A 20097-nucleotide genomic window follows, 5' to 3' on the forward strand; every position below is an offset into this window, starting at 1 on the left:
GGCCGCCGTCCCGGTGGGCACGGCGGCTACGTCGCGCTGCGTTCGCTCGCCTCTCTCAGGTCCCGCTCCGCCGCCCGGCTCCGGGCGGTGTCCGGGCGCCCCGCGTCGGTTCCCGGGCGGCCGGCGCGGAGGAGGTCGCTCCAGTGTTCGCGGCTCCAGTCGGCGGGGCTGGTGGTGCCGGTGAACTCCTCGACGAGGGAGAGAAAGCGGGCCGGGTCGGTGTGGAAGGGAAAGTGCCCGGCGCCCTCGAAGATCTCCAGGCGGCTGCCGGGCATCGCCTCGTGCGCCCGGTACGCGTGCCGTACCGGCACCACGCTGTCGCGGTCGCCCCACATCAGCATCGTCGGCATGCCCTGGGTGAGGTAGCAGCGGTCGAGCATCGTCACCACCTGGCCGCGCCAGTCGACGACCGCCCGCAGCGTACGGATGAACGCGCTGCGCGAGGTCGCGTCGGGCAGGGCGTCCACCAGGGTCAGCAACTCCGGCGCGTCCTGGCCCAGATCGGTGTCGAGGAGCCTCATCAGGTGGGCGACCAGCCCCACTTGGAGCCGCATCCCCGGCAACCGCAGTGCGGACAGGGCCAGGTCGGCGCCGGGCAGCGTGACCGCCCGCAGGACGGGGTTCACCTCACGGCCCACCCCACCGGCGCTGACCAGGATCAGCCGCTCGGTGCGCTCCGGGAACTGGTACGCGAACTGCATGGCGACCCCGCCGCCGAGCGAGTGCCCCATCAGCGTGGCCTGTTCGATGCCGAGGGTGGACAGCAGGTCACGCAGCCCGTTGGCGTACGCGGCGACCGAGTAGTCCGCCCGGGGCTTGTCCGAGGCTCCGTGGCCGAGCAGGTCGGGGGCGATCACCGTGTGGGTGCGGGCCAGATCGGGGATGAGCCCGGCCCAGGTCGCCGAGGAGTCGCCGATGCCGTGGATCAGGACGAGTGCCGGGCCCTGGCCCGCCATGCGGTAGGCGCGGCGGTAGCCGTGCACCAGGCGGTGGCGCAGCCGCAGTTCTCCGTCGCCCACCGGGCGCAGCCGCGCGGTGGGCCGCGGATGCTGTCGTGGGACGTCGACCACCGGCTCACCTCCCCTCACCGGGCCGCCGGGAGTACGGCTCCAGGCCCTGGCTTCCAGCGTAGGGCCCTTGTCCGACAAGGGATTTCCGTGATGTTTCCCCTCCGCTAACCGGGCGAACCGACGCGGACCGAAAGGGCATTGTCAGTGGCGGACGGCAAGCTGGACCCAGCGCTACCGCTGTGCGGCGGTGCGTGACCACCGAACCGCCGCACCGCCGCACCGCCGCACCGCCGCACCGCTGTACCGCTGTACCGCTGATCCATGGAAACGCTGTTGCCGAGCCGAACCGGGGAGCCGTCCGATGCCGACCGCCGTACTGACCGATCACGAACGCACCGCCGTGCAGGCCTATCTGCGCCTGTTGCAGACGGTACGAGCCGCCCTGGACGGGTCGCCCGGCACGGGCCGACCACCCGTCGTGCCGCCCGCCGCCCTCGCGGAGGCTGAGCGCGCGCTGGCCGCGGCGGGCCTCGCGGGAAACGAGGAGGCGTTCTTCCGCCTGCTGCACACCTGGTGCCCGGAGGTGTGATGCCGTACGTTTCTTCGGCTGCATCAACTCGCCCCACCTTGACGCGATGAAATCCTCCGCCAGGGACCGCGTCCGCCCCGTCGGCATCTGCGTCCGCATCTCAGATGACCGCGAGGGCGGGGGACCTGGCGTGAAGCGCCGGGGGACGACTGCCGTCTCCTCGCCGCATCGCGCGGCTGGACGGTCGTGGAGGTGTACGTCGACAAGGACGTGACCGCCGGAAGATCCGCAAGGACTACTACCGCCGGATGCTCGCCGGCATCGGGCGGGCACCCCCATGAGGGGCGCCCACGCGCAGTCGCCAACAGGGCGAACGTTGCCTGATGCGGCACCAGGTCAGGTCGGCAGCCCAGAGCTGGTTCGGCCGGCTTGCTTCACCAGTGCCAGCAGTGCCACCAGCGCTGGCCACGGACCCGGATCAAGGTCCCCGGTCTTCTTCTGACCACCACCGGATTACCGCCGCGCCGAGGGATCCGCACCGCGGCGAACATCATCAGCCGCCGCGCGCCTGCGGCGCGTTCAGAAGGCGACACCCTGCGAGGACAGCGACCCTGCGGCGACCACGATGCCGACTCGTCCATCATCCCGACGGCGGTGGCGGCGTCCCGGTCCGGCAGCACCGGCATGCCTATGGATGGTCCTGGCCATGCTGAGCGCGCTCGCGCGGTCGGGCGTCGGCACAAGTGCGCGTGCGGCCAGCTGCAGCGGCGGACACCCGGCCCCCACCGGGACGGACAGCGTCAGCTCGCCTTCATGGCGTGGTGGCCGCGTCCCTGCTGCTCTCTGCGGCGCTCGTCTGCTCCAGCACCATGAGGATCTGCGCGGTGCGGTCGACGTGCGCCCCGAACAGTTGTACGGCACGATCGGCGTCGTGGTCGAGAGCCGCCTCCAGCAGCGCCCTGTGCTCGGCGGCGACGTCGCGGTGCGGGTCGCCGTTCGCGGACGACCAGGCGCGATAGAGCTCACCCGCGTCCGTCAAGCGCACGCAGATGTCGAGCAGGACGGCGTTGCCGCACGCCTCGATGAGCTTGTAGTGGAAGGCGATGTGCGCGGCGGCCCAGTCGTTGTTACGGACGGTCGGGTCGTCCGGGAGGTACATCGGCTCGCTGGCCATCCGGTGATGGGCGGCCAGCACCTCCGACTCCCAGTTGACGTCGCCGCGCTCGACGGACATGCGCAGCGCGGCACCCTCGTTGATCTTGCGGGCCACGGCCAGCTCATGCATCGCCTCGGGAGAGAGCGTCGTGACGTGGAAGCTGCGGTTGCGCTCGATCCTGACCAGATTCTGCGCGGCGAGCAGGCCGAGCGCCTCGCGTATGACGCTGATGCTGACGCCGAAACGGGCGCCCAGCTCACTCGGCTTCAGCCGCTCCCCCGGCGCGAACCGGCGATTGAAGATATCGATGCGCAGCCGCGCGTACACATCGATGGACAGACTTTCACCGCCAGATTTTTTGACCATACAGCAAAGAATATCACCACCGTAATAATCGATTCTTCATCCAGGGGGTCCAAGATCGTTGTGTGACGAACAGCCTAGTCGCCCAGCTGACCGCACTGACGTGAAGATCGACGACGAGATCGGGGGGTGCCCCTATCTGTTTCGTCAACCCTGGTGGGGCTGACTTGTAGGGGTTGATCCGGGTTTTCGGGGACGTCTGGCGAAGCGGGATGTCCCCGGTGGATCAGGTGCTTGTTGGGCAGCCTGGTGGGCGGCTCGGCTCGTGGCCGTGCCGGTGTGCGGGCGGGACGGGGTCGCCAAGGGCAGGGTCGTCAGGCTACGAGGTCGACGTCGCTGGGGGTGTGTGGTTCGTAGAGGGCGCCGGTGCGGATCATCGCGTGGATGACGTTCACGCGTTGCCGGGCGAGGCGGAGGATTGCCTGGGTGTGGGTCTTGCCGCGTGCGCGTTGCCGGTCGTAGTAGGTCCGGGAGGACGGGTCGGTTTTGCAGCCGATCGCGGCGAACGCGGCCTGGAACAGGGCTCGTTTGAGGAGCCGGTTGCCGCGGTGGGGTGCGTGCTCGCCGCGAATCGAGGTGCCCGAGGACTTCGTGGCCGGGGCGAGTCCGGCGTAGGAGGCGAGGTGTCCGGCGGTGGGGAAGCCGGTGCCGTCACCGATCGCGACGATCACGGCCGCTGTGGTCCTGACGCCGAGGCCGGGCAGAGACGTCAGGAGGTGGAAAAGAGGGAGGGCCTCCAGCAGGGCGGCGATCTCCTGCTCGGTGGCCCGGCGCTGGGTGTGGGCGGCGGCGAGCTGGGCGGCCAGGCCGGGCACGATCAGCGCGGATGCCTCGGTGCCGGGAACGACCAGGGTCTGCTCGGCGAGCGCGTCGAAGATCTCGGTGGTGAGGTGGTGGGCCTTGCGCGAGCCGTGTGCCTTGAGCAGGGCCTCGCAGCGGGCCCGGCCGAGTTTCTTCAGTCTCGCCGGGGAGCCGTGCCGTTGGAGGAGGGCCTGGATATAGGGGTAGGCCAGGCGCGGGCCGAGCACGCGCTCGAGAGAGGGGTGGATCTGGGAGAGCAAGCCGCGCAGCCGGTTGGTGGCGCGGTTGACCTCGCCGGCCAGGTCGTTGTCGTAGCCGGTGAGCATGGTCAGCTCGGCCAGCACCTCGTCGTCGCGGTCCACCGCGCGCAGGGTGTGCGGCATGGTGCGGGCGGTCTCGGCGATCACGAACGCGTCGCGGACGTCGGTCTTGGCCTCGCCCGGGTGCAGGTCGGCGGCCCGCCGCATCGACAGACCGGGCAGGTAGGCCACCCGGCAGCCCGCCGCGCGGGCCACCGTCAGCGGCAGCGCGCCGATGTTGGCGACCTGGTCCACGATCACCAGGACAGTGCCGAACTTCGCCACCAGCCTGGTGAACAGTTCCAGCAGTTCCGGCTCGGTGTTGGGCAGCCGCTTGTCGTGCACGGTTCTGCCGTCCTCGGTCCGGCCGTGGGCGTGGTGGAACTCCTTGCCCAGGTCCAGGCCGAGGAAGAGATCTATCGCGGTCGTGTCGACCATGTGCGCGTGCCCCTCGCCACTCGTCTCCTCAACTCCTGGCCGTCCCTGTGGCACCACACGCCGGCAACCACGTTACGCAGACATGCCGCCCGTAAAGCGGCCCGGCATTTGCGCCGGACCAGGCGGTCGTCAGGCCCCTCATCAGCGGTCAAGCGGTGCCCCGAAGCCCGGCGGCAACACCCCCCAGGTCATCCACTTCGACAGGGGGCACACAGCCATACCGGACCCGGGGGCCAGGCGCCCCATTGCGGGGCCACGAAAAAGGTAACTGTGAGAGTAGAGCTGCGGCCCGGGTTGGGCTGCTGTCAGGATCGACGCCGACGTTCCGGCATGACTCACAAGGTAACTGACGGCTCGTCAGAGCTTGTCGTGCCCCCGAGATGTCTGCTGGACGTCGGCGTCGGCCTGGCCCACCCCGTTGGCTTGATCAGCAGCTTGTCCGCCATTTCGACGTGACTCATCACAGTTCTGCCACGCGGTGACTCCACCCAGGCCGACGCCGACCACGGCCGTCCCGCCCACGAAGGAGAACAACCACGTGACCATGCTCGCAGAACAGGTCGACGGCGTCATCGGCGTCGACACCCACCGTGACACCCTCGCCGCTGCGGCCGTCAGCCCCATTGGCGCCGTCCTGGCCAGCACTGATGCCCCCACCAACGCCCGTGGCTACCGGCGGCTGCTGGACTTCGCCCGCCAGCACATCCCCGGCCGTCGTTGCTGGGCCCTGGAAGGCATTGGCAGCTACGGCGCCGGTCTGGCCATCTTCCTCAATCAAGCCGGTGAACAGGTCGTGGAAGTCTGCCGGCCCAAGCGCCCCGCTGTCCGTGGCGGGCGCAAGACCGACATGATCGATGCGATCCGCGCGGCCAAGGAAGCCCTGGCCACCGAACATCTGATCCAGCCCCGGCTCCGCGGCTGGCGCGAGGCCCTGCGCGTCCTGCTCGCCACCCGCCACAGTGCCGTCCTCGCCTCCACCGCCGCGATCAATCAGCTCAAGTCGCTGATCGTGTCCGCGCCGGACGAGCTCCGCGCCGAGCTGCGGAAACTCAAGCGGCCGGTCCAGATTGCCCGCTGTGCTCAGCTGCGAGACCGCCCGGCACAGGACGTCGAGCATCGCATGACCGCGCGGGCCCTGCGATCCACCGCACAACGCATCCAAGCCCTGCAGGCCGAGGCCAAAGAGCTCGAGAACGAAATGCTCATCCTGGTCCGCGGGGTTGCGCCGGAGCTCCTGGACCTGCTCGGCGTCGGGCCGATCACAGCGACCCAGATCCTGGTCAGCTGGTCCCATCCCGGCCGGTTCAGGTCCGAGGCCGCCTTCGCGTCCTTCGCCGGAGTATCGCCGATACCCGCCTCCTCCGGGCTGACCAACCGGCACCGGCTCAACCGCAGCGGCGACCGGCAGCTCAACCGGGCTCTGCACACCATCTCGCTGATCCGTATGCGGCTCGACCCGACCACGAAGGCGTACGTCGCCCGCAGAGTCGCCGAGGGGAAGACCTCTCGCGACGCGCAACGCTGCCTCAAGCGAGCAATCTGCCGTCAGCTCTTCAAGATCCTCGAGCATTCCGGCCGAGAGAACGCCGTCACGAACTCCGAGAATCTCGACCAAGCGGCTTGACGCGATATAGCAGCCTCGGGGCGACCTGCTTGAGCTCGTCGGCCGGCTCGGGGCGAAGCTGCACCTCACCCGGTAAGCGGGCCGAGCAGTCTTGTCGCAGTCGCGCCGGCGATCGCGGCGTACTCGCGCTGCGTCAGGCTGATGGCAGCCAGCCGGTCGAGCGGATCGGTCACCGCCATGTCGAACGGGTAGTCGGTGCCGATGACGACGCGGTCCGCGCCGACGGCGGTGACGAGCCGGGCGAGGTTGTCGGCGGTGTAGACCAGCGAGTCGAAGTAGATGTGGTCGAGGTACTCGCTCGGCCGACGCCGCATCGTGCGGCTCTCCGGACGTACGTCGTACGCGTGGTCGGCCCGGCCGAGATAGTGGGGGAAGTAGCCGCCGCCGTGCGCGCCGCACACACGCAGGCGCGGGAACCGGTCGAACACGCCGCCGAAGACAAGATGGTGCAGCGCAAGCGTCGTCTCGGTGGGGTTGCCGACGACGTTGCCGAGGTAGCCGATCACCAGCCGGTCGCCGAGGGTGCAGCCCCACGGGTGGATGAACACGAATGCGTCAAGCTCCTCGGCGGCGGCCCAGAACGGATCGAGCGAGCGGTCGGACAGGTCGCGGCCGGCGACGTTCGTCGAGATCTCCACGCCGCGCATTCCCAGTGCGCCCATGGCCCTGCCCAACTGCTCGGCGGCGGCCTCCGGGTGCTGCAGGGCAACGGTCGCAAGGCCGACGAACCGGTCCGGACGCTGTTTCACGAACCCGGCGACCGTGGTGTTCGCCGCTTCGACGATCTCCGCCGCGAGCTTCTGCTCGGCCCAGTAGTGGTACAGGGTCGGGATCACGCTCAGCGCCTGGACATCGATGCCGCTACGGTCCATCCGGGCCAGCCGGCAGTCGAGGTCGCCCAGCAGCGGACGGTACGCCGTGGCGGCGAGTTCGACGTTGCGGCGGGTCGACTCGTCGCCGAACGTGGCGAGTTGCTCCGCCTGCTCGGCGAGCAGCCCTGGGCGACCGTGCACGAGCGCCGACACCTCAGGCGCATCGACGTGCGCGTGGACGTCGACGGTCTTCACAGAGCGACGCACCGGTTGCGCTGCGTGCCGAGCCCAGTGATCGTCGCCTCCATGATGTCGCCGGGACTGAGGTACCGGCCGTAATGCGCACCGTTGCCCGCCGGTGAGCCGGTGAGCAGCAGGTCGCCCGGACGCAGCGGCGTGATCGCCGAGACGTGTTCGATCAGCTCGGCGATCCCGAAGATCATGTCGGCGGTCGACTCGTCCTGCATCACCTGCCCGTTGAGCCGGAGGGTCACCCGCAGATCGGCCGGGTCGACGAATGCCGCCGGGACGAGGTACGGCCCGAGCGGGAGGAAGGTCGGTGCGTTCTTGCCGGCCAGCCAGTCGGTGCCGATCGACGGTATCTCGGGACGGAACACGCGATCGCGCGTCGTCAGATCATTCGCGATCACATAACCGGCGACGTGCTGCATCGCGGCGTCACGCGGGACGCGGTACGCCTCGGTGCCGATCACCACGCCGAGTTCCAGCTCCCAGTCGTGCTGCGTACCGGTGTCGGGCAGGACGACGTCGTCGACCGGGCCGCAGACGGCGGACGGAAGCCCGAGGAAGACGTACGGCGTGCCGTGCGCCGCGCGCTCCTCCATCAGGGCGATGGCATGCTCCTGTGTGTCGGCAGGATTGGCGTCACCGGCCTCGGCGGCCGCCGCCACGATCAGCTCGACGACGTGCTGCTTGTAGTTGGCACCGCTCTGGAACAGCTGCCGTGGCGTCCAGGGCGCAACCGGCGCGACGGTGTCGAGGCGGCGTGCGCTCTCTGCCCACCGACCGGTTGCCAGGTGCTCGTCCACCGCCGTCTGCAGCGCCTTCACCGCCGTCGGCCAGTCGTCCAGGGCCGCGTCGATGTCGTCGGCTCCGAGGCCGGGGGCGAGATCGGCGATGGCGAGCAACTCGTCGCCGATCACTACGGCGCAGAACTGTGTGCCATCAACGCGGCAGCGGAACCGGCCGAGGGCGAAGGGAGCGGGCATGGGAGGTCCTCTCGTGCGGGCGAATCAGCCACATGCTAGGGATGCGGGAGGGCGCTAGGAATGCCCGATTGCCGATGCAGATCATCGACACGGTCGATGGCGGCGTCACAGACCGGCAACGTCACGGGCCGACGACGTCACAGGCTGGCAACGTCACGGGCCGGCGACGTCACAGGCTGGCTGCGAGTGTGGCGACACACTGCCGGAGCCAGTGATGCGCCGGATCGTTGTGGAGCACCGGGTGCCAGTACATCGTCTCGGTCAGCGGCCGCAGGGGCACCGGCGGCTCCAGGATCCGCAGCTCGTGGCGCACCGGCGTGCTGCGGACCAGCCTTTCGTGTACGAACGCGAACAGCGACGTGCCGGGCAGCAGCCACGGGACGAGGGTGAAGCTCAGTGTCGACAGCGCTACGTTCGGGGAGACGCCGAGCTGGGCCAGTTGCGCATCGACGAACGCCGGTCCGTCCGACGCCGGGTTGTAGCGCACGTAGCGCAGCGTCTCGAGCTGCTCGCGGGTGAGCCGGTCGGTGACCTCACGATGCTGGTTCCACACAGCGGCGACGTACCGGTCGGTGAACAGCGTCCGGCTCGGGAAGTCGTGCACGCCGCTGGTCAGCTCGGACGGCATGATCACCAGGTCCGCCTGGGCCCGCTCCAGTTCGGTCTCGGTCGAGCCGCCGACCGGGACGACGTTCACCGTAACCCTCGGCGCCTCGACGTACAGCCGCTCGAGCAGGGGTCGTAGCAGGACCAGCGTGACGTAGTCGCTCGCGACGACGGTGAAGGTCCGCTCGTCGACCGAGCAGTCGAAATGCGGCTTGGTCGCGAGCATCTGCTCCGCTGCGACGAGCACCGCGTTCACCGGCTCGACGAGTGCCTGACCCAGCGCCGTCAGTTCGTGCACCCGTCCGTTGCGCACGAGCAGCGGATCGTCGAAGACTCGGCGCAGCCGGGCCAGCGCGGCGCTCATCGCCGACTGCCCGATGCCGACGGTCTCGGCTGCACGCGTGACGTGTCGCTGCTCAAGCAGCGCGTTCAGCGGGATGAGCAGGTTGAGGTCCAGGCGGCGCACGGCGCCCGTGACGTCCATCCGGGCAATGTACCAGCACGGATGGCGAAATATTGATGGCATCGTTGACCCGTATCTGTACTTCGGTCTTCCAGTCGTGTCCCGTGCCGTTCTAGCTTGTGCTCCCAGCAACGGTGCTGGCCAGTGGGAGGGCGACAGCCATGAAACTGCTCGTGGTGGGCGCTGGTATCGGCGGACTCGGCGCGGCGGTCGCTCTGCGGCAGCAGGGCTTCGACGTCGACGTCGTGGAGATCAAGCAGGAGTTCTCGGTCTACGGCGTCGGCATCAACCATCCGGCCAACAGCCTGCGCGCGCTGCGCTCGCTCGGCGTGCTCGACGAAACGCTCGGCATCGGCTACCAGTTCCGGAACACTACGTTCCTCGACGAGCAGGGTGAGCTGATCGTCCGCCTCGACAGCGCGATGGGTGGCGACGACATGCCAGCCAACAACGCGCTCTCCCGCCTCGACCTGCACCGCATCCTCATCGCCGCCGCCGAGCGGCACGATGTGAAGATCCAGTACGGGAAGACGATGCGGTCGTTCACCGACACCGGCGGAGAGGTAGAGGTGGTCTTCACCGACGGTCGGCAGGAGGCCTACGACCTGGTCGTGGCGTTTGACGGCATCAAATCGCCGACGCGGCACATCCTGTTCGGGCCCGAGCACGACGCGGTCTACTCCGGCTTCGGCGTATTCCGGGTGACGCTGCCACGTCCGGACTTCCTCGACGGCACGCGGGTGTACCAGGCCGTCGGAGTCAAAGCCGGCTTCCTCCCGCTCAGCGTGGACTCCATGTACATGTTCATCGTCACGCCGGATCCGGCCCATGTGATTCATCGGCCGGAGGACTTCGTCGACGTCCTGCGCGAACGCATGGCACCGTTCGGCTCGCTGCCCGGCGAAGTGCGCGACAGCCTGACGTCGTCCGACGACATCGTCTACAGCCGGATCTCGGACGTGCTGTTGCCGCTGCCGTGGTTCCGCGGCCGGGTCGGCGTGCTCGGCGACGCGGCGCACGCCTGCGCGCCCCATCTCACCCAGGGCGCCGGCATGGCGCTGGAGGATGCGGTGGTCCTGGCCGAGTGCCTGGCCGCCGACGGCACGCTCGCCGAGCGGCTGCGCGCGTTCGAGCAGCGGCGCTACCCGCGCGCGAAGCTCGTCCAGGACGTCTCGCGCGGAATCCTCGAAAGCGAGATGGGCATCACCGAGGCGACGTGGGGCGCCACCGTGCAGGGCATGCGGGACCACCTCGCCGAGCAGATGGGCGGCATCGAACGGTTTCTCGACGCACCGGCCTGACCTTCTCTTCATCTAGGAGCAGTTCGTGACCAGCTATTTCCAGCCCGGCGCGCTCGAAAGCGCGACCCCGCCACCACCGTGGGAAGGACCAGTGCTGCCTCCGCTGGCACCGCATGACGCGGTGGCCGCCTCCGAACGCGCGCGACGCTCGCCGATCACTCACCTGCGCTACGTCGCGCTCGCGACCGAGAACCTGCGCTCCGCGGCCGCCTTCTACGAAGGTATCTGGGGCCTGTACCGGGTAGCCGGCGACGGTGACGTCCTGTTTCTCGGCACGGTCGGCAGCCCCGAGCCGTACGTCATCCGGCTGCGTCAGGCGGACGAGCGGCGCACCGACCTGATCGCGTTCGGCGGGACCGATGCCGCTGCCGTCGACGCGCTCGCCGCCCGGCTGGGCACCGACGGCGTGTCGCTCGCGAGCGAGCCCGGGTCGTTGCAGTTGCCGGGTGGCGGCTACGGCTTCCGGTTCTTCGACCCGGACGGGCGGCTGGTCGAGGTGTCCTGCGACGTGGCGGGCAAGCCGTACCGCGCACTGGAGCCCGGCGAATCGGTGCCGCGCAAGCTCAGCCACGTCGTGGTGAGCAGCCCGGACGTCCCGGCGCTGAAGGCGTTCTACGAGAGGTATCTCGGGCTGCGGCTGTCGGACTGGCTGGAGGACCGCATGTGCTTCCTCCGCTGCTCGACAGACCACCACAACCTGGCGATCGTGCAAGGCCCTGTCGCCGGCCTCAACCATGTGTCCTTCGAACTACGCGACGTCGACGAGTACATGCGCGGCACCGGCCGGCTCTTCCGGCACGGCCATCAGCCGTTGTGGGGTCCGGGACGACACAGCGCGGGCGACAACGTCTACTCCTACTTCGCCGGCCCGGACAAGGTCGTCGTCGAGTACACGACAGCACTTGAGCAGGTCACGGACGAGGAGGCATGGGTGCCGCGGGTCTGGCCCATAACGCCGGACTACGCCGATCGGTGGGGGACGGCCGGTCCCGGCGAGGACCTGTTCGCCCTCTGGCACCGCGCCCCCGCCGACCGCGGGCTCTGGACCCCGGCGGCGCTATGAGTACACAGCCCCACGACCACCCGGAACTCGGGCCGGCGCAGCTCGTCGAGGTGGCGGACCGGGTCTTCGCGTACATCCAGCCGGACGGGTCCTGGTACATCAACAACACCGGATTCGTCGTCGGATCGTCATCCGTGGTGTCGATAGACGCGTGTTCGACCGAGCGGCGCACCCGCGACTACCTCGCCTGCATCGCATCGGTGACACCCGCGCCAGTGACAACGCTGATCAACACGCACCACCACGGCGACCACACGTACGGCAACGCCGTGCTCGGCGCGGCCACCATTGTCGGCCACGAACGGTGCCGCGTCGAGGTGCTTGAGAACGGACCGCCGGCCAACCGCGGCATCTGGAGCGACGTCGAGTGGGGCGACATCACGCTCGCCCCGCCGAACCTCACCTTCGCCGATCGCATCCGCCTGTGGTCGGACGACCGGCCCATCGACGTGAGGTACGTCGGCAAGTCCGCGCACACCACCAACGACAGCCTGGTCTGGCTTCCCGAGCAGGAAGTGCTGTTCTGCGGCGATCTTCTGTTCAACGGCGGCACACCCTTCCTGCTGTCGGGCTCGGTGATCGGCGCGATCGACGTCCTGACCAACGTGCTGGCGCCCATCCCCGCGCGGACCGTCGTGCCAGGACACGGTGCGCCGTGTGACGCCGCTCTGATCCCCACGGCCATCGGCTACCTCGAGTTCGTGCTGGCCACTGCCAAGGCCGGCCGCGAGGCCGGCCTGACACCGCTGCAGGCCGCGCGGGAGACCCAGCTCGGCGACTACGCCGGCTGGCTCGACAGCGAGCGTATCGTCGGCAACCTCCATCGCGCGTACGCCGACCTCGACCCGCAGGGCCGGCCTGTCGACGTATCCGCGGCACTACGCGACATGATCGAGTTCAATGGCTCGCGACCGCTGTCGTGTCACGCATAGGCTTTGGATCCCGTCCTCGTGATGCGGCCATCGAGGAAACCTGGCACCACCGCTGGAACGAGGTCACCGCGGCCGCATGATCACGACTTACAGCTGCCGCGTCTGAACGACGATCGATGGTGTCTCTGGCACGTGATATGCCGCGTCCGACGAAAGTATGTCCGTGTCCACGTAGCCACCCAATAGTTCGCCCGAGTTGGTGGCAATCACCGAACCCTCGTCGTCAACCACACTCACGGGTTTAGCGAACGACAGCAAGTACGGCTGCCAGAGCGCCTGGATTTTCCCTACCTCCACATCGACGGCGGCGACCCCGAAGAACGTGTCGTCCAAGGTGACCGGGAGACTTCCCGTCAGTACGTACGCGTTCGTTCCCGTTACATCCACGTAAGGACTGCTGATGTGCACAGCCTCGTCGACTGCCGCCTGCCACCACTGAGTGTTCTCGAACTCGTAGTAGTCGGTGAGCATGGGGTCCCCGGTCATCAGCGGTGCGCACGCCTCATGGTTGACGGGCCGGTACCACCAGTGGATTGCGCCGGGATCGAGAGCTGCGGAGGAGCCAATGAATCCCATGCCGAGGGCGATCGCGTCGTCGGCGTCCAGCGCACGTCGCGCCGCTTCGTGGACGGAGCCGAATGCCGAAGCGCCCCTTACTCTGTCTGCTGCGATGTCTGCTCGTGCGGCATCCCTGAGTGATGTGCAGTGGTTGGCGAACTCACGGGCCACCTTCATCATGCTACGGCGAAGATGGGCGAGATCTCGACTGGAAATCATGCCTGGCGGCCCTCCTCACTCAGACGCATCCGGAGTTCAATCAGCCGGTTCATTGAATCGGCCAGGTGGCGTTCGGCGGTCGTGCGCGCGTTCAGTTCATCGCGGGCCTCGATCGCAGCGACAACGGCCAGATGTTGGTCTGCGCATTCTGAGGCCGTCTGGCATTCGAGGCCGGGAATCCAGAGCAAAGACGAGACATCGTTCCGTGCTGCAAGCTCGGCTCTGGTCAACGCAGCTGACCGCGTGCCGGCGGCAAGCTCAAGGTGGAATCGAGAGTCAAGGCGGACTGATGCTGCGGTCGTCTCCGCACCGCGAACAGCGTTGGCCGCGTGAGCCAGCGTAGTTAAGGTCAGCCCCCGTGCACGCACCGCGGCCAACTCGGCGGCCTTGCCGACGATGGCCAGATATTAGTCGCGACTGTCACGGATTGCGTCGATGTCAAGCGCGAGCAAGCGGCGTCGCAGAGGCTGGTCGTCGGGGTTCGCCGGGAGGACGACGAAGTTGCCGCCTTGGCGGCCGCGCCTCGTCTGGATCAGGCCTTGGTCGCGCAGTCGGGCCAGTGAGTTCCGCAGCGTCATTACCGAAACGTTCATCCGGGCAGCGAGTTCAGCCGCGACACCACGCCGTCGGAGCGACAGCGCGCACTCCGCACTCCTCAAGATCGCGGACGCCGTTGAGGCCCGGGCGGAGGAGCTGATTGAGCTTGAGGCCATGAACACCGGAAAGCCGAAGGCGGCAATCCGCTCCGAAGAGATCACGGTCATGGTGGGTCAGATCCGTTTCTTCGCGGGCGCCGCCCGCGTTCTGGAGGGGAAGTCGGCCGACGAGTACATGCGCGGCTTCACCTCGTTCATCCGGCGCGAACCGATCGGCGTCAACGGGCAGGTCACCCCATGGAACTACCCGATGATGATGGCGGTCTGGAAGTTCGCGCCGGCCATCGCCGCCGGTAATTCCGTGGTCCTCAAGCCCAGCGACACCACGCCGGCGACCACCGCACTCATGGGCGACATCGCTCAGGAGTTCCTGCCTCCGGGCGTCTTCAACGTCGTCGTCGGTGATCGCGACACAGGCCGAGCCCTCATCGGCCACTCGACCCCGCAGCTGCAACTGCGTGTGCCCGGGTGACATGGAGACGCCCATGATTCAGCAGTACTTCCAAGGCACGGACGATCCAGGCGCGGCTCGTGAGGAGATGCTGGCCAGCTACCCGTCCGGCCGCATCGCGGAGGCCGTGGAAGTGGCTGACGCCGTCCTGTTCCTGCTCAGCGAGCGCTCGTCGTTCATCAACGGCACTTCGCTCGTCGTCGATGGCGCCCTGCTGGCCAAGACCTACTGAGAGGGCCTCTGCAGCACTTTTGTCGGTTCACCGTTTACTGAACTGGATCGAGTGGGACGCCGCTACTGGGCTTACAACGGCCGACTCATCCGCGCAGCACCGAACACCTACAAGATCACTCTCCCCGATGCCTTGCATCGCCAACGAGCCCTTAACTTCGTGGCATTGGTCCAGCATCTGCCGATTACAGCAGCCCTCAGGGTGCCCCGCCCCGGCCCTGAAGCCAGGGCCGCACCGGCAGCAGGGGCACCCCAGTGTGCGGCTACTGGCGCCTCGCCAGCCGACTACGCCTTTCTCTTACCTGGCCAGGAACCGCGTGTCGGCGCGGCGATCTTGGCTTGGATCGCGCCCATCAGCTGGACCTCGAGCAGGACCTCGTCGCCGGGCGCGAGCCACGGGTAGTCGTCAGAGCCATGCCGCAGCGAGAGCTCGAGGACGCAGCCGCCCTGGCACGTCCCGCTGCCGATCAGCGAGCCGGCCTCGACCACTGAGTTCCAGGATGAGTAGGAGATCAGCTCCTCGAACGACCAGTACGCAGATGACCACTTGTCGTTGCCGTACTGCCTTCCGTTAACGGTCGACGTCATCAGCAGGTCGTAGCCGTTGCCCATGCTGCGGCCGGCCAACTCGTCCGGCGTGACGAAGACCGGGCCGAGGGATGAGGCGAAGTCCTTGCCCTTGAACGGGCCGAGCAGGCCGTCCATTTCGCGGAACTGCAGGTCGCGCGCCGACCAGTCACAGAGGATGAGATAACCGGCGATGTGGTGGCCGGCCTCCGAGGTGCTCACCGAGCGGGCCTCGCGGCCGACAATCGCCCCGATCTCCAGTTCGAAGTCGAGCATCGCCGTGTCGCCGGGGCTCTCCACCGGGTCGCGCGGTCCGTGCAGGCTGGCGACGTTGCTGAAATAGCCGATCGGCTGCTGGTACCAGACCTCCGGCCCGCGGGTAAGCCCGTTGCTCCGCCAGGCCGGCAGGACATGCTCCTCGAAAATCATGAAATCGCGCATGGAGACAGGGTCGACCGGCGCGCGCAACTGCAGCGCCGCGGCGTCGCAGACCTCGGCCGGGTCGGCATCGATCGCCTCGGCGAGGGCGTGCAGCGCCGTGCCGTCGTCGCCGAAGTACGGCTCGATCCGCGACTCCTGCCGCGCGAGCGCGACACTGCCGTCAGCACGCAGCACGCCGATTCGGTCGCCCGCTGTAGTCCGCGCCTTGATGAATCTCGTCATGTCTCTCATTTCAGTATGGGTTTCGGGCTTACTTGGGCCGATCCGACCGCACCCGGCGACTTCCGTGTTCCGGGGGTCGCGTCCGGGGCGACGCTCGCAGGCATGGACAGCGTGCCCGGACACGGGTCCGGGGATCGGGAGTTCGAGGATGGCTCGTAGTTCCAGGCGTACGTCCGGCCGAACGGTCGAATGGGGACTGGACGCTGAAGGCCACGACAGGGCCTAGGAGGTCTTCGCGCGCGCCCGGACGAGGGACGCCACCGTCACGGCGAGGAGGAGACCGACGCCGTAGAAGGCGTCCTGCACCCAGCCGGAGTAGCCGAGCAGTTGCAGGCCGAGGATGCCCGTCTCAAGGAAGTAGACACCGAAGAACGTCCCTATGGGGTTGAACTGCCCGGGACGGACGATCGCCGTGCTGAGGAAGACGGCCGCGAGCGCGGGCAGCAGGTAGGTGGCGGAGGCGGTCGGGTCGAAGCCGCCCACCGTGGCGACGAGGATGATCCCGGCCATTCCGGCGATCAGGCTCGCGACCACATAGCCGCCCGCCCGGATGCGATCGACGCTGATGCCGGCGAGCCGGGCGACCTCTCGGTTGGCGCCAACGAACGTGATGTGCCGACCGATTGGTGTCCAGCTCAGCACGTACGCGAAGCCCAGGCACAGCGCGAGCCCGTAGAAGAACGACAGCGGCAGGCCGAGCAGGTTGTGCTCGGCGAACTCCGAGAACCCGTGGCTCGACACGGACACGATCGTGGAGGACGAGATCAACTCGGCGATGCCAAGGAACAGGCTGGCCGTGCCGAGCGTGCAGATCAGCGACGGGACGCCGACGACGACAACGAAAAAGGCGTTGATCAGCCCGCAGCTGACCGCGGCGAGCAGCGCTATCACGCAGGCCAACCACAGGGACACATCGTGCAGCGTCACGAGCACCGGAATGATCGTCGCGGACAGCCCCATCGAACTCGCGGACGACAGGTCGAACTCGCCGATGACGAACGTACACAACGCGGCGACCGCGAGGAACAGCAGTGCTGACTGCGAGCCGAAGATCGCCTGCGCGGTGGACGTGCCGAGGAACTTGCCCGGCATGACTCCGCCGTAGACGGCCGCCATCACCAGCCATACGCCGAGGAGCGCGTACCGGGCGGCGAACGCGTCCAGCACACCCCGCAACGAGCGGCTGCGACTGCCGCCTGACGCCACGTCCGGCACTGTCACCGTCGTGTTCGGTTCCGGCATCCGGTCTTCCTCGTCCGTGTCGACCTCGCCTCCGGACGCCAGATCCTCGCTCTTGTCGAACACCGTCATGCTGGCTCCCCTATGGACTTCTCGGCTGCTGCGTAGATCTGCTCGATGAGCACGTCGGCGCTTGAGCAGTCGGCGACGACGGTGCCGCCACCGGACCGGTAGATGAGGACGCGGTCGCAGGCTTCGACCAGGATTTCCGGCTCGCTGCTGACCAGCACCACGGCCATGCCCGACTCGGCCGCACGGCGCAGCGCGCGCAGGATGTCCTGCCGGGCGCCGACGTCCACCGCCTGCGTCGGCTCGTGCAGGACGAGGGCGGCGGGCGCGGTGGCCAGCCACTTCGCGAGCAGCACCTTCTGCTGGTTGCCGCCGCTCAAATGCTTGATCGTCATCGTCGGCGCGTTCGGCCGGATACCCAACGTGTCGATCGCCTTCTCCGCTGCCTGGCGCTGCCACGTGCGGGCGACGAACCACGGCCGTCCGCGTGCCTTCAGCAGCGGCAGGCTGATGTTGTCGCGGAGGTTCAGGTCGAACGCCAAGCCGTCGCGGTCGCGCCGCTCGGGCACGAGTACGATGCCGGCGCGCAGGCAGCCGATCACGTTGGCATGGCGCAGGTCGGCGAGGCCCTGCGGCGTGACGACCTTGCCGGCGATCGCCCGCTGCGCTCCGGCGAGCAGGTACGGCAGCTCCTCGTACCCGTTGCCGGGCAGGCCGGTGATACCGAGGATCTCGCCGTCGTGCACGTCGAAATCCACACCCTCGACCCGCTTGCCGCGCACTCCGCGCACATGGACGGTCGGGCGCCCGGCGGGTTCGCGAGCGGGTGGCCGCGACGGGCCGGCCACCGGCGCACTGCCCAGCATCCGCCGCGCGATCCCGTGCTCGCTCAGGTGGCTGGTGTTCAACCCGTCGCCGGTGACCTTGCCGTCGCGCAGGATCGTGAGCCGGTCGCACACCGCCACCAGCTCGCTGAGGCTGTGGCTGATCAGCAGGGCGGCGCTGCCCTGTGAGGCGATTCGCCGCAGCATCTGGTGGATGCGGGTGAGGTCGTCACCGCTGAGCGCGCGGGTCGACTCGTCCAGGATGATCAGGCCCGCACCAGCCGCGTGGTCGCGCATCGCGCGGGCGATCGCGATCTCCGCCCGCTCCGGCGCGCTCAGCGTGCCGACCACCGTGGCGGGCTCCAGCTCGATGCCGAGCCGGGCGAGCGTCCGTGCGGTGAGCCGATCACGCTCGATGCGGTCGATGCGGCCGAGGCGCGTGGGGAACCCGCCGACGCAGACGTTCTCGGCCACGGTCAGCTGGTCGAGCAGGCCGAGGTCCTGGTGGACGACACCGACGCCGGCCGCGCGGACCTCGCGCCAGCGCACCGGCAGCCGCACTGGGCGTCCGTCGACGTGGTACTGGGCACCGGGATCCGGCGAGTACACGCCGGTGAGGATCTTGATGAGCGTGGACTTGCCGGAGCCGTTCTGTCCGGCGAGGCCATGGACCTCACCGGGCCGAACGGACAGGTTCACGTCGTCGAGCACACGCACAGTCCGGAATGTCTTGGACAGCGAGTGGATCTCGAGACGGGCCTGGTCGGGGGACATCTACTTGACTCCCCACGCGCTCAGGAAGGTGTTCTCGAAGGTGTCCTGCCCGTACCACTGGTTCGTGGCGTACGCGGCCGGGGTCAGCGAGAGGTCGCCGACGTTGTCCTTGTTGAAGACCCGGACGATTCCCGGGCCCTCGTCGGGCTTCTGGCCGACCATCATCCGGATGATGCCGTCGGCGAACTGCCAGCCGAAGTAGACCGGGCTGGTCCCGACGTCGTTGAACTGCACCTGGCCGGCCTTGATCCGCTGCAGCGCGGCGAGGTCGCCGTTGGCGGAGGAGATCTTCACCTTGTTCGTGAACCCGGCGGCCTGGATGCCGGTGAGCGCGCCCGGTACGCCGGTATCGACGGAGGTGACGACGTAGTCGGTGTCGGGATGGCTGATCAGCGCGGAACTCACCTGCGAGGGGAGGCGCTTGAGGCTGGCGGTGTTGTAGTCGATCTCGGTGAAACGGCAGTCGGGGCAGTTGTCGGCGAAGAACTGCTTGGCATACGCGGCCATGGCCTTCGTCTGCGGCGAGTCGGTCACACCGATGTACAGCACCTTCGCCTTGCCGCCGCTGTCGACGATCACCGCCTCGCTGCTCAGCTTCTGCAGCACGTTGATCGTCGGGGTGGTGTCGTAGAACGCGAGTTCGGGGGAGTTCGTCTTGCCTCTGCTCGGCTGCGCACCGGCGATGAGCACCGGGATGTTTTGCGCGACGAGGTTGTCGAACGCGTTGGGGATGAGCGCGTAATCGATATAGCCGGTGACGACGCCGTCGGCGCCACGCGACGCCGCCTCGTTCAGGCAGGACGCCATCGTGGTGGGCAGGAACTCTCCGTCACACATGTGGAACGTGATGCCGAGCTTGTCGAACGCGGCCTTGATGCCGTCGCCGAAGGTGTTGAGGATGGGCGCCGTCGCACCGACCGGGACGTACCAGATCGTCTTCCCGCGGAGTTTCTCGACGCCGCTGACCTGCTTCTGCGCCGGGTAGGAGGAGACCATCCCGGTGTGCTTGGCGATCTCCGCCTTCATCTCGTCGATGGTCAGGCCGTGGGCGTCGCTCGTCCCCCCGGGTCTGTCGCTGCCCTGCTTGGCGTCGCTGCTGCTACAGCCGCTCAGCATCAGGGCCATCGCCGCGGCGCCGGCGAGCAGGAGTATTCGCAGCCGCCGAAGCGAGTGGGATCGGGTGTCCATCATTCTCATCCTCCGGGGGGCGGGTGGTGCGCGCCGTCGGACACGTGCCCGTGACCATGGAGCCGGCGCTGATGATCGTTTCTGACCTCTAC

19 protein-coding genes and 1 pseudogene are annotated in these 20097 nt (G+C 68.3%); 7 read left to right on the top strand and 13 right to left on the bottom strand.

The features are described from left to right. Positions 1–26: 26 nt before the first annotated feature. Complete coding sequence (locus OHA11_RS05605) at positions 27–1070, bottom strand: alpha/beta fold hydrolase (RefSeq protein WP_266492585.1); 1044 nt, start codon at positions 1068–1070, stop codon at positions 27–29. A 301-nt stretch (positions 1071–1371) separates the two neighbouring features. Between OHA11_RS05605 and OHA11_RS05610 the strand changes: the two genes are divergently transcribed. Beyond that, on the top strand, positions 1372–1599 hold the full coding sequence (locus tag OHA11_RS05610) for a hypothetical protein (protein WP_266492586.1): 228 nt from the start codon (positions 1372–1374) through the stop codon (positions 1597–1599). A 751-nt stretch (positions 1600–2350) separates the two neighbouring features. Here the strand turns inward: OHA11_RS05610 and OHA11_RS05615 are convergent. Together OHA11_RS05615 and OHA11_RS05620 are read right to left on the bottom strand one after the other, a co-directional pair. Next, positions 2351–3061, bottom strand: a complete 711-nt coding sequence (locus tag OHA11_RS05615) for a GntR family transcriptional regulator (protein ID WP_266492587.1) — start codon at positions 3059–3061, stop codon at positions 2351–2353. A 311-nt stretch (positions 3062–3372) separates the two neighbouring features. Further along, complete coding sequence (locus OHA11_RS05620; protein WP_266492588.1) at positions 3373–4596, bottom strand: IS110 family transposase; 1224 nt, start codon at positions 4594–4596, stop codon at positions 3373–3375. Positions 4597–5140: 544 nt separating this feature from the next. On the opposite strand from OHA11_RS05620, the gene OHA11_RS05625 reads away from it, so the two are divergent. Further along, entirely contained in the window at positions 5141–6220 is a 1080-nt protein-coding gene (locus tag OHA11_RS05625; RefSeq protein ID WP_266506901.1) for an IS110 family transposase, read from the top strand. A 65-nt stretch (positions 6221–6285) separates the two neighbouring features. Here OHA11_RS05625 and OHA11_RS05630 read toward each other — a convergent pair whose 3' ends face one another. The 3 genes from OHA11_RS05630 to OHA11_RS05640 all read right to left on the bottom strand — a co-directional run bounded on the left by OHA11_RS05630 (position 6286) and on the right by OHA11_RS05640 (position 9351). Then, on the bottom strand, positions 6286–7287 hold the full coding sequence (locus tag OHA11_RS05630; RefSeq protein ID WP_266492589.1) for an amidohydrolase family protein: 1002 nt from the start codon (positions 7285–7287) through the stop codon (positions 6286–6288). Further along, a complete protein-coding gene (locus OHA11_RS05635; protein ID WP_266492591.1) occupies positions 7284–8261 on the bottom strand; it encodes a fumarylacetoacetate hydrolase family protein in 978 nt (325 codons plus the stop codon). Before OHA11_RS05635 ends, OHA11_RS05630 begins: the two co-directional genes overlap by 4 nt. A gap of 169 nt (positions 8262–8430) precedes the next feature. Then, on the bottom strand, positions 8431–9351 hold the full coding sequence (locus OHA11_RS05640) for a LysR family transcriptional regulator (RefSeq protein ID WP_266492592.1): 921 nt from the start codon (positions 9349–9351) through the stop codon (positions 8431–8433). A 140-nt stretch (positions 9352–9491) separates the two neighbouring features. Between OHA11_RS05640 and OHA11_RS05645 the strand changes: the two genes are divergently transcribed. From OHA11_RS05645 to OHA11_RS05655, 3 genes are all read left to right on the top strand, one after another. After that, on the top strand, positions 9492–10631 hold the full coding sequence (locus OHA11_RS05645; RefSeq protein WP_266492593.1) for an FAD-dependent monooxygenase: 1140 nt from the start codon (positions 9492–9494) through the stop codon (positions 10629–10631). A gap of 154 nt (positions 10632–10785) precedes the next feature. Beyond that, positions 10786–11694 carry a VOC family protein gene (locus OHA11_RS05650; protein ID WP_266506977.1) on the top strand — a complete coding sequence of 303 codons (909 nt, stop codon included), beginning with the start codon at positions 10786–10788 and terminating at the stop codon, positions 11692–11694. Positions 11695–11744: 50 nt separating this feature from the next. Next, on the top strand, positions 11745–12626 hold the full coding sequence (locus OHA11_RS05655; protein ID WP_266492594.1) for an MBL fold metallo-hydrolase: 882 nt from the start codon (positions 11745–11747) through the stop codon (positions 12624–12626). A gap of 87 nt (positions 12627–12713) precedes the next feature. On the opposite strand, the gene OHA11_RS05660 is transcribed toward OHA11_RS05655, so the two are convergent. Genes OHA11_RS05660 through OHA11_RS48485 form a run of 3 tightly spaced genes read right to left on the bottom strand, consistent with a single transcriptional unit; the run spans position 12714 to position 13996 of the window. After that, positions 12714–13355, bottom strand: a complete 642-nt coding sequence (locus OHA11_RS05660) for a cache domain-containing protein (RefSeq protein ID WP_266492595.1) — start codon at positions 13353–13355, stop codon at positions 12714–12716. 44 nt (positions 13356–13399) lie between these two features. Next, positions 13400–13807, bottom strand: coding sequence for an FCD domain-containing protein (locus OHA11_RS05665; RefSeq protein WP_323186753.1), 408 nt, complete (start codon positions 13805–13807; stop codon positions 13400–13402). Between the two features lie 3 nt (positions 13808–13810). Continuing rightward, entirely contained in the window at positions 13811–13996 is a 186-nt protein-coding gene (locus tag OHA11_RS48485; protein ID WP_353962946.1) for a hypothetical protein, read from the bottom strand. Positions 13997–14014: 18 nt separating this feature from the next. Between OHA11_RS48485 and OHA11_RS05670 the strand changes: the two are divergent. Both OHA11_RS05670 and OHA11_RS05675 read left to right on the top strand, forming a co-directional pair. Next, a pseudogene (locus tag OHA11_RS05670) lies at positions 14015–14504 on the top strand (aldehyde dehydrogenase family protein); the annotation flags it as partial. 40 nt (positions 14505–14544) lie between these two features. Then, positions 14545–14742, top strand: coding sequence for an SDR family oxidoreductase (locus OHA11_RS05675; RefSeq protein ID WP_266492596.1), 198 nt, complete (start codon positions 14545–14547; stop codon positions 14740–14742). Positions 14743–15026: 284 nt separating this feature from the next. Here the strand turns inward: OHA11_RS05675 and OHA11_RS05680 are convergent, their stop codons facing one another. From OHA11_RS05680 to OHA11_RS05695, 4 genes are all read right to left on the bottom strand, one after another. After that, positions 15027–15971 carry a fumarylacetoacetate hydrolase family protein gene (locus tag OHA11_RS05680; protein ID WP_266492597.1) on the bottom strand — a complete coding sequence of 315 codons (945 nt, stop codon included), beginning with the start codon at positions 15969–15971 and terminating at the stop codon, positions 15027–15029. 222 nt (positions 15972–16193) lie between these two features. Then, positions 16194–17282, bottom strand: a complete 1089-nt coding sequence (locus tag OHA11_RS05685) for an ABC transporter permease (RefSeq protein ID WP_266492598.1) — start codon at positions 17280–17282, stop codon at positions 16194–16196. Next, entirely contained in the window at positions 17279–18817 is a 1539-nt protein-coding gene (locus tag OHA11_RS05690; RefSeq protein WP_266492599.1) for a sugar ABC transporter ATP-binding protein, read from the bottom strand. Before OHA11_RS05690 ends, OHA11_RS05685 begins: the two co-directional genes overlap by 4 nt. Further along, positions 18818–20008 carry a substrate-binding domain-containing protein gene (locus OHA11_RS05695; protein WP_266492601.1) on the bottom strand — a complete coding sequence of 397 codons (1191 nt, stop codon included), beginning with the start codon at positions 20006–20008 and terminating at the stop codon, positions 18818–18820. Positions 20009–20097 lie beyond the last annotated feature (89 nt).

Origin of the sequence: Streptomyces sp. NBC_00878 (genome assembly GCF_026341515.1) — a bacterium.
Classification (GTDB): Bacteria; Actinomycetota; Actinomycetes; order Streptomycetales; family Streptomycetaceae; genus Streptomyces.

Coding starts and splice junctions, on each gene's coding strand:
- OHA11_RS05690 (WP_266492599.1), bottom strand. CDS start 18,817: ATGTCCCCCGACCAGGCCCGTCTCGAGATCCACTCGCTGTCCAAGACA.
- OHA11_RS05695 (WP_266492601.1), bottom strand. CDS start 20,008: ATGATGGACACCCGATCCCACTCGCTTCGGCGGCTGCGAATACTCCTG.
- OHA11_RS05680 (WP_266492597.1), bottom strand. CDS start 15,971: ATGACGAGATTCATCAAGGCGCGGACTACAGCGGGCGACCGAATCGGC.
- OHA11_RS05625 (WP_266506901.1), top strand. CDS start 5,141: ATGCTCGCAGAACAGGTCGACGGCGTCATCGGCGTCGACACCCACCGT.
- OHA11_RS05675 (WP_266492596.1), top strand. CDS start 14,545: ATGATTCAGCAGTACTTCCAAGGCACGGACGATCCAGGCGCGGCTCGT.
- OHA11_RS05615 (WP_266492587.1), bottom strand. CDS start 3,061: ATGGTCAAAAAATCTGGCGGTGAAAGTCTGTCCATCGATGTGTACGCG.
- OHA11_RS05640 (WP_266492592.1), bottom strand. CDS start 9,351: ATGGACGTCACGGGCGCCGTGCGCCGCCTGGACCTCAACCTGCTCATC.
- OHA11_RS05620 (WP_266492588.1), bottom strand. CDS start 4,596: ATGGTCGACACGACCGCGATAGATCTCTTCCTCGGCCTGGACCTGGGC.
- OHA11_RS05645 (WP_266492593.1), top strand. CDS start 9,492: ATGAAACTGCTCGTGGTGGGCGCTGGTATCGGCGGACTCGGCGCGGCG.
- OHA11_RS05685 (WP_266492598.1), bottom strand. CDS start 17,282: ATGACGGTGTTCGACAAGAGCGAGGATCTGGCGTCCGGAGGCGAGGTC.
- OHA11_RS05635 (WP_266492591.1), bottom strand. CDS start 8,261: ATGCCCGCTCCCTTCGCCCTCGGCCGGTTCCGCTGCCGCGTTGATGGC.
- OHA11_RS05610 (WP_266492586.1), top strand. CDS start 1,372: ATGCCGACCGCCGTACTGACCGATCACGAACGCACCGCCGTGCAGGCC.
- OHA11_RS48485 (WP_353962946.1), bottom strand. CDS start 13,996: ATGAACGTTTCGGTAATGACGCTGCGGAACTCACTGGCCCGACTGCGC.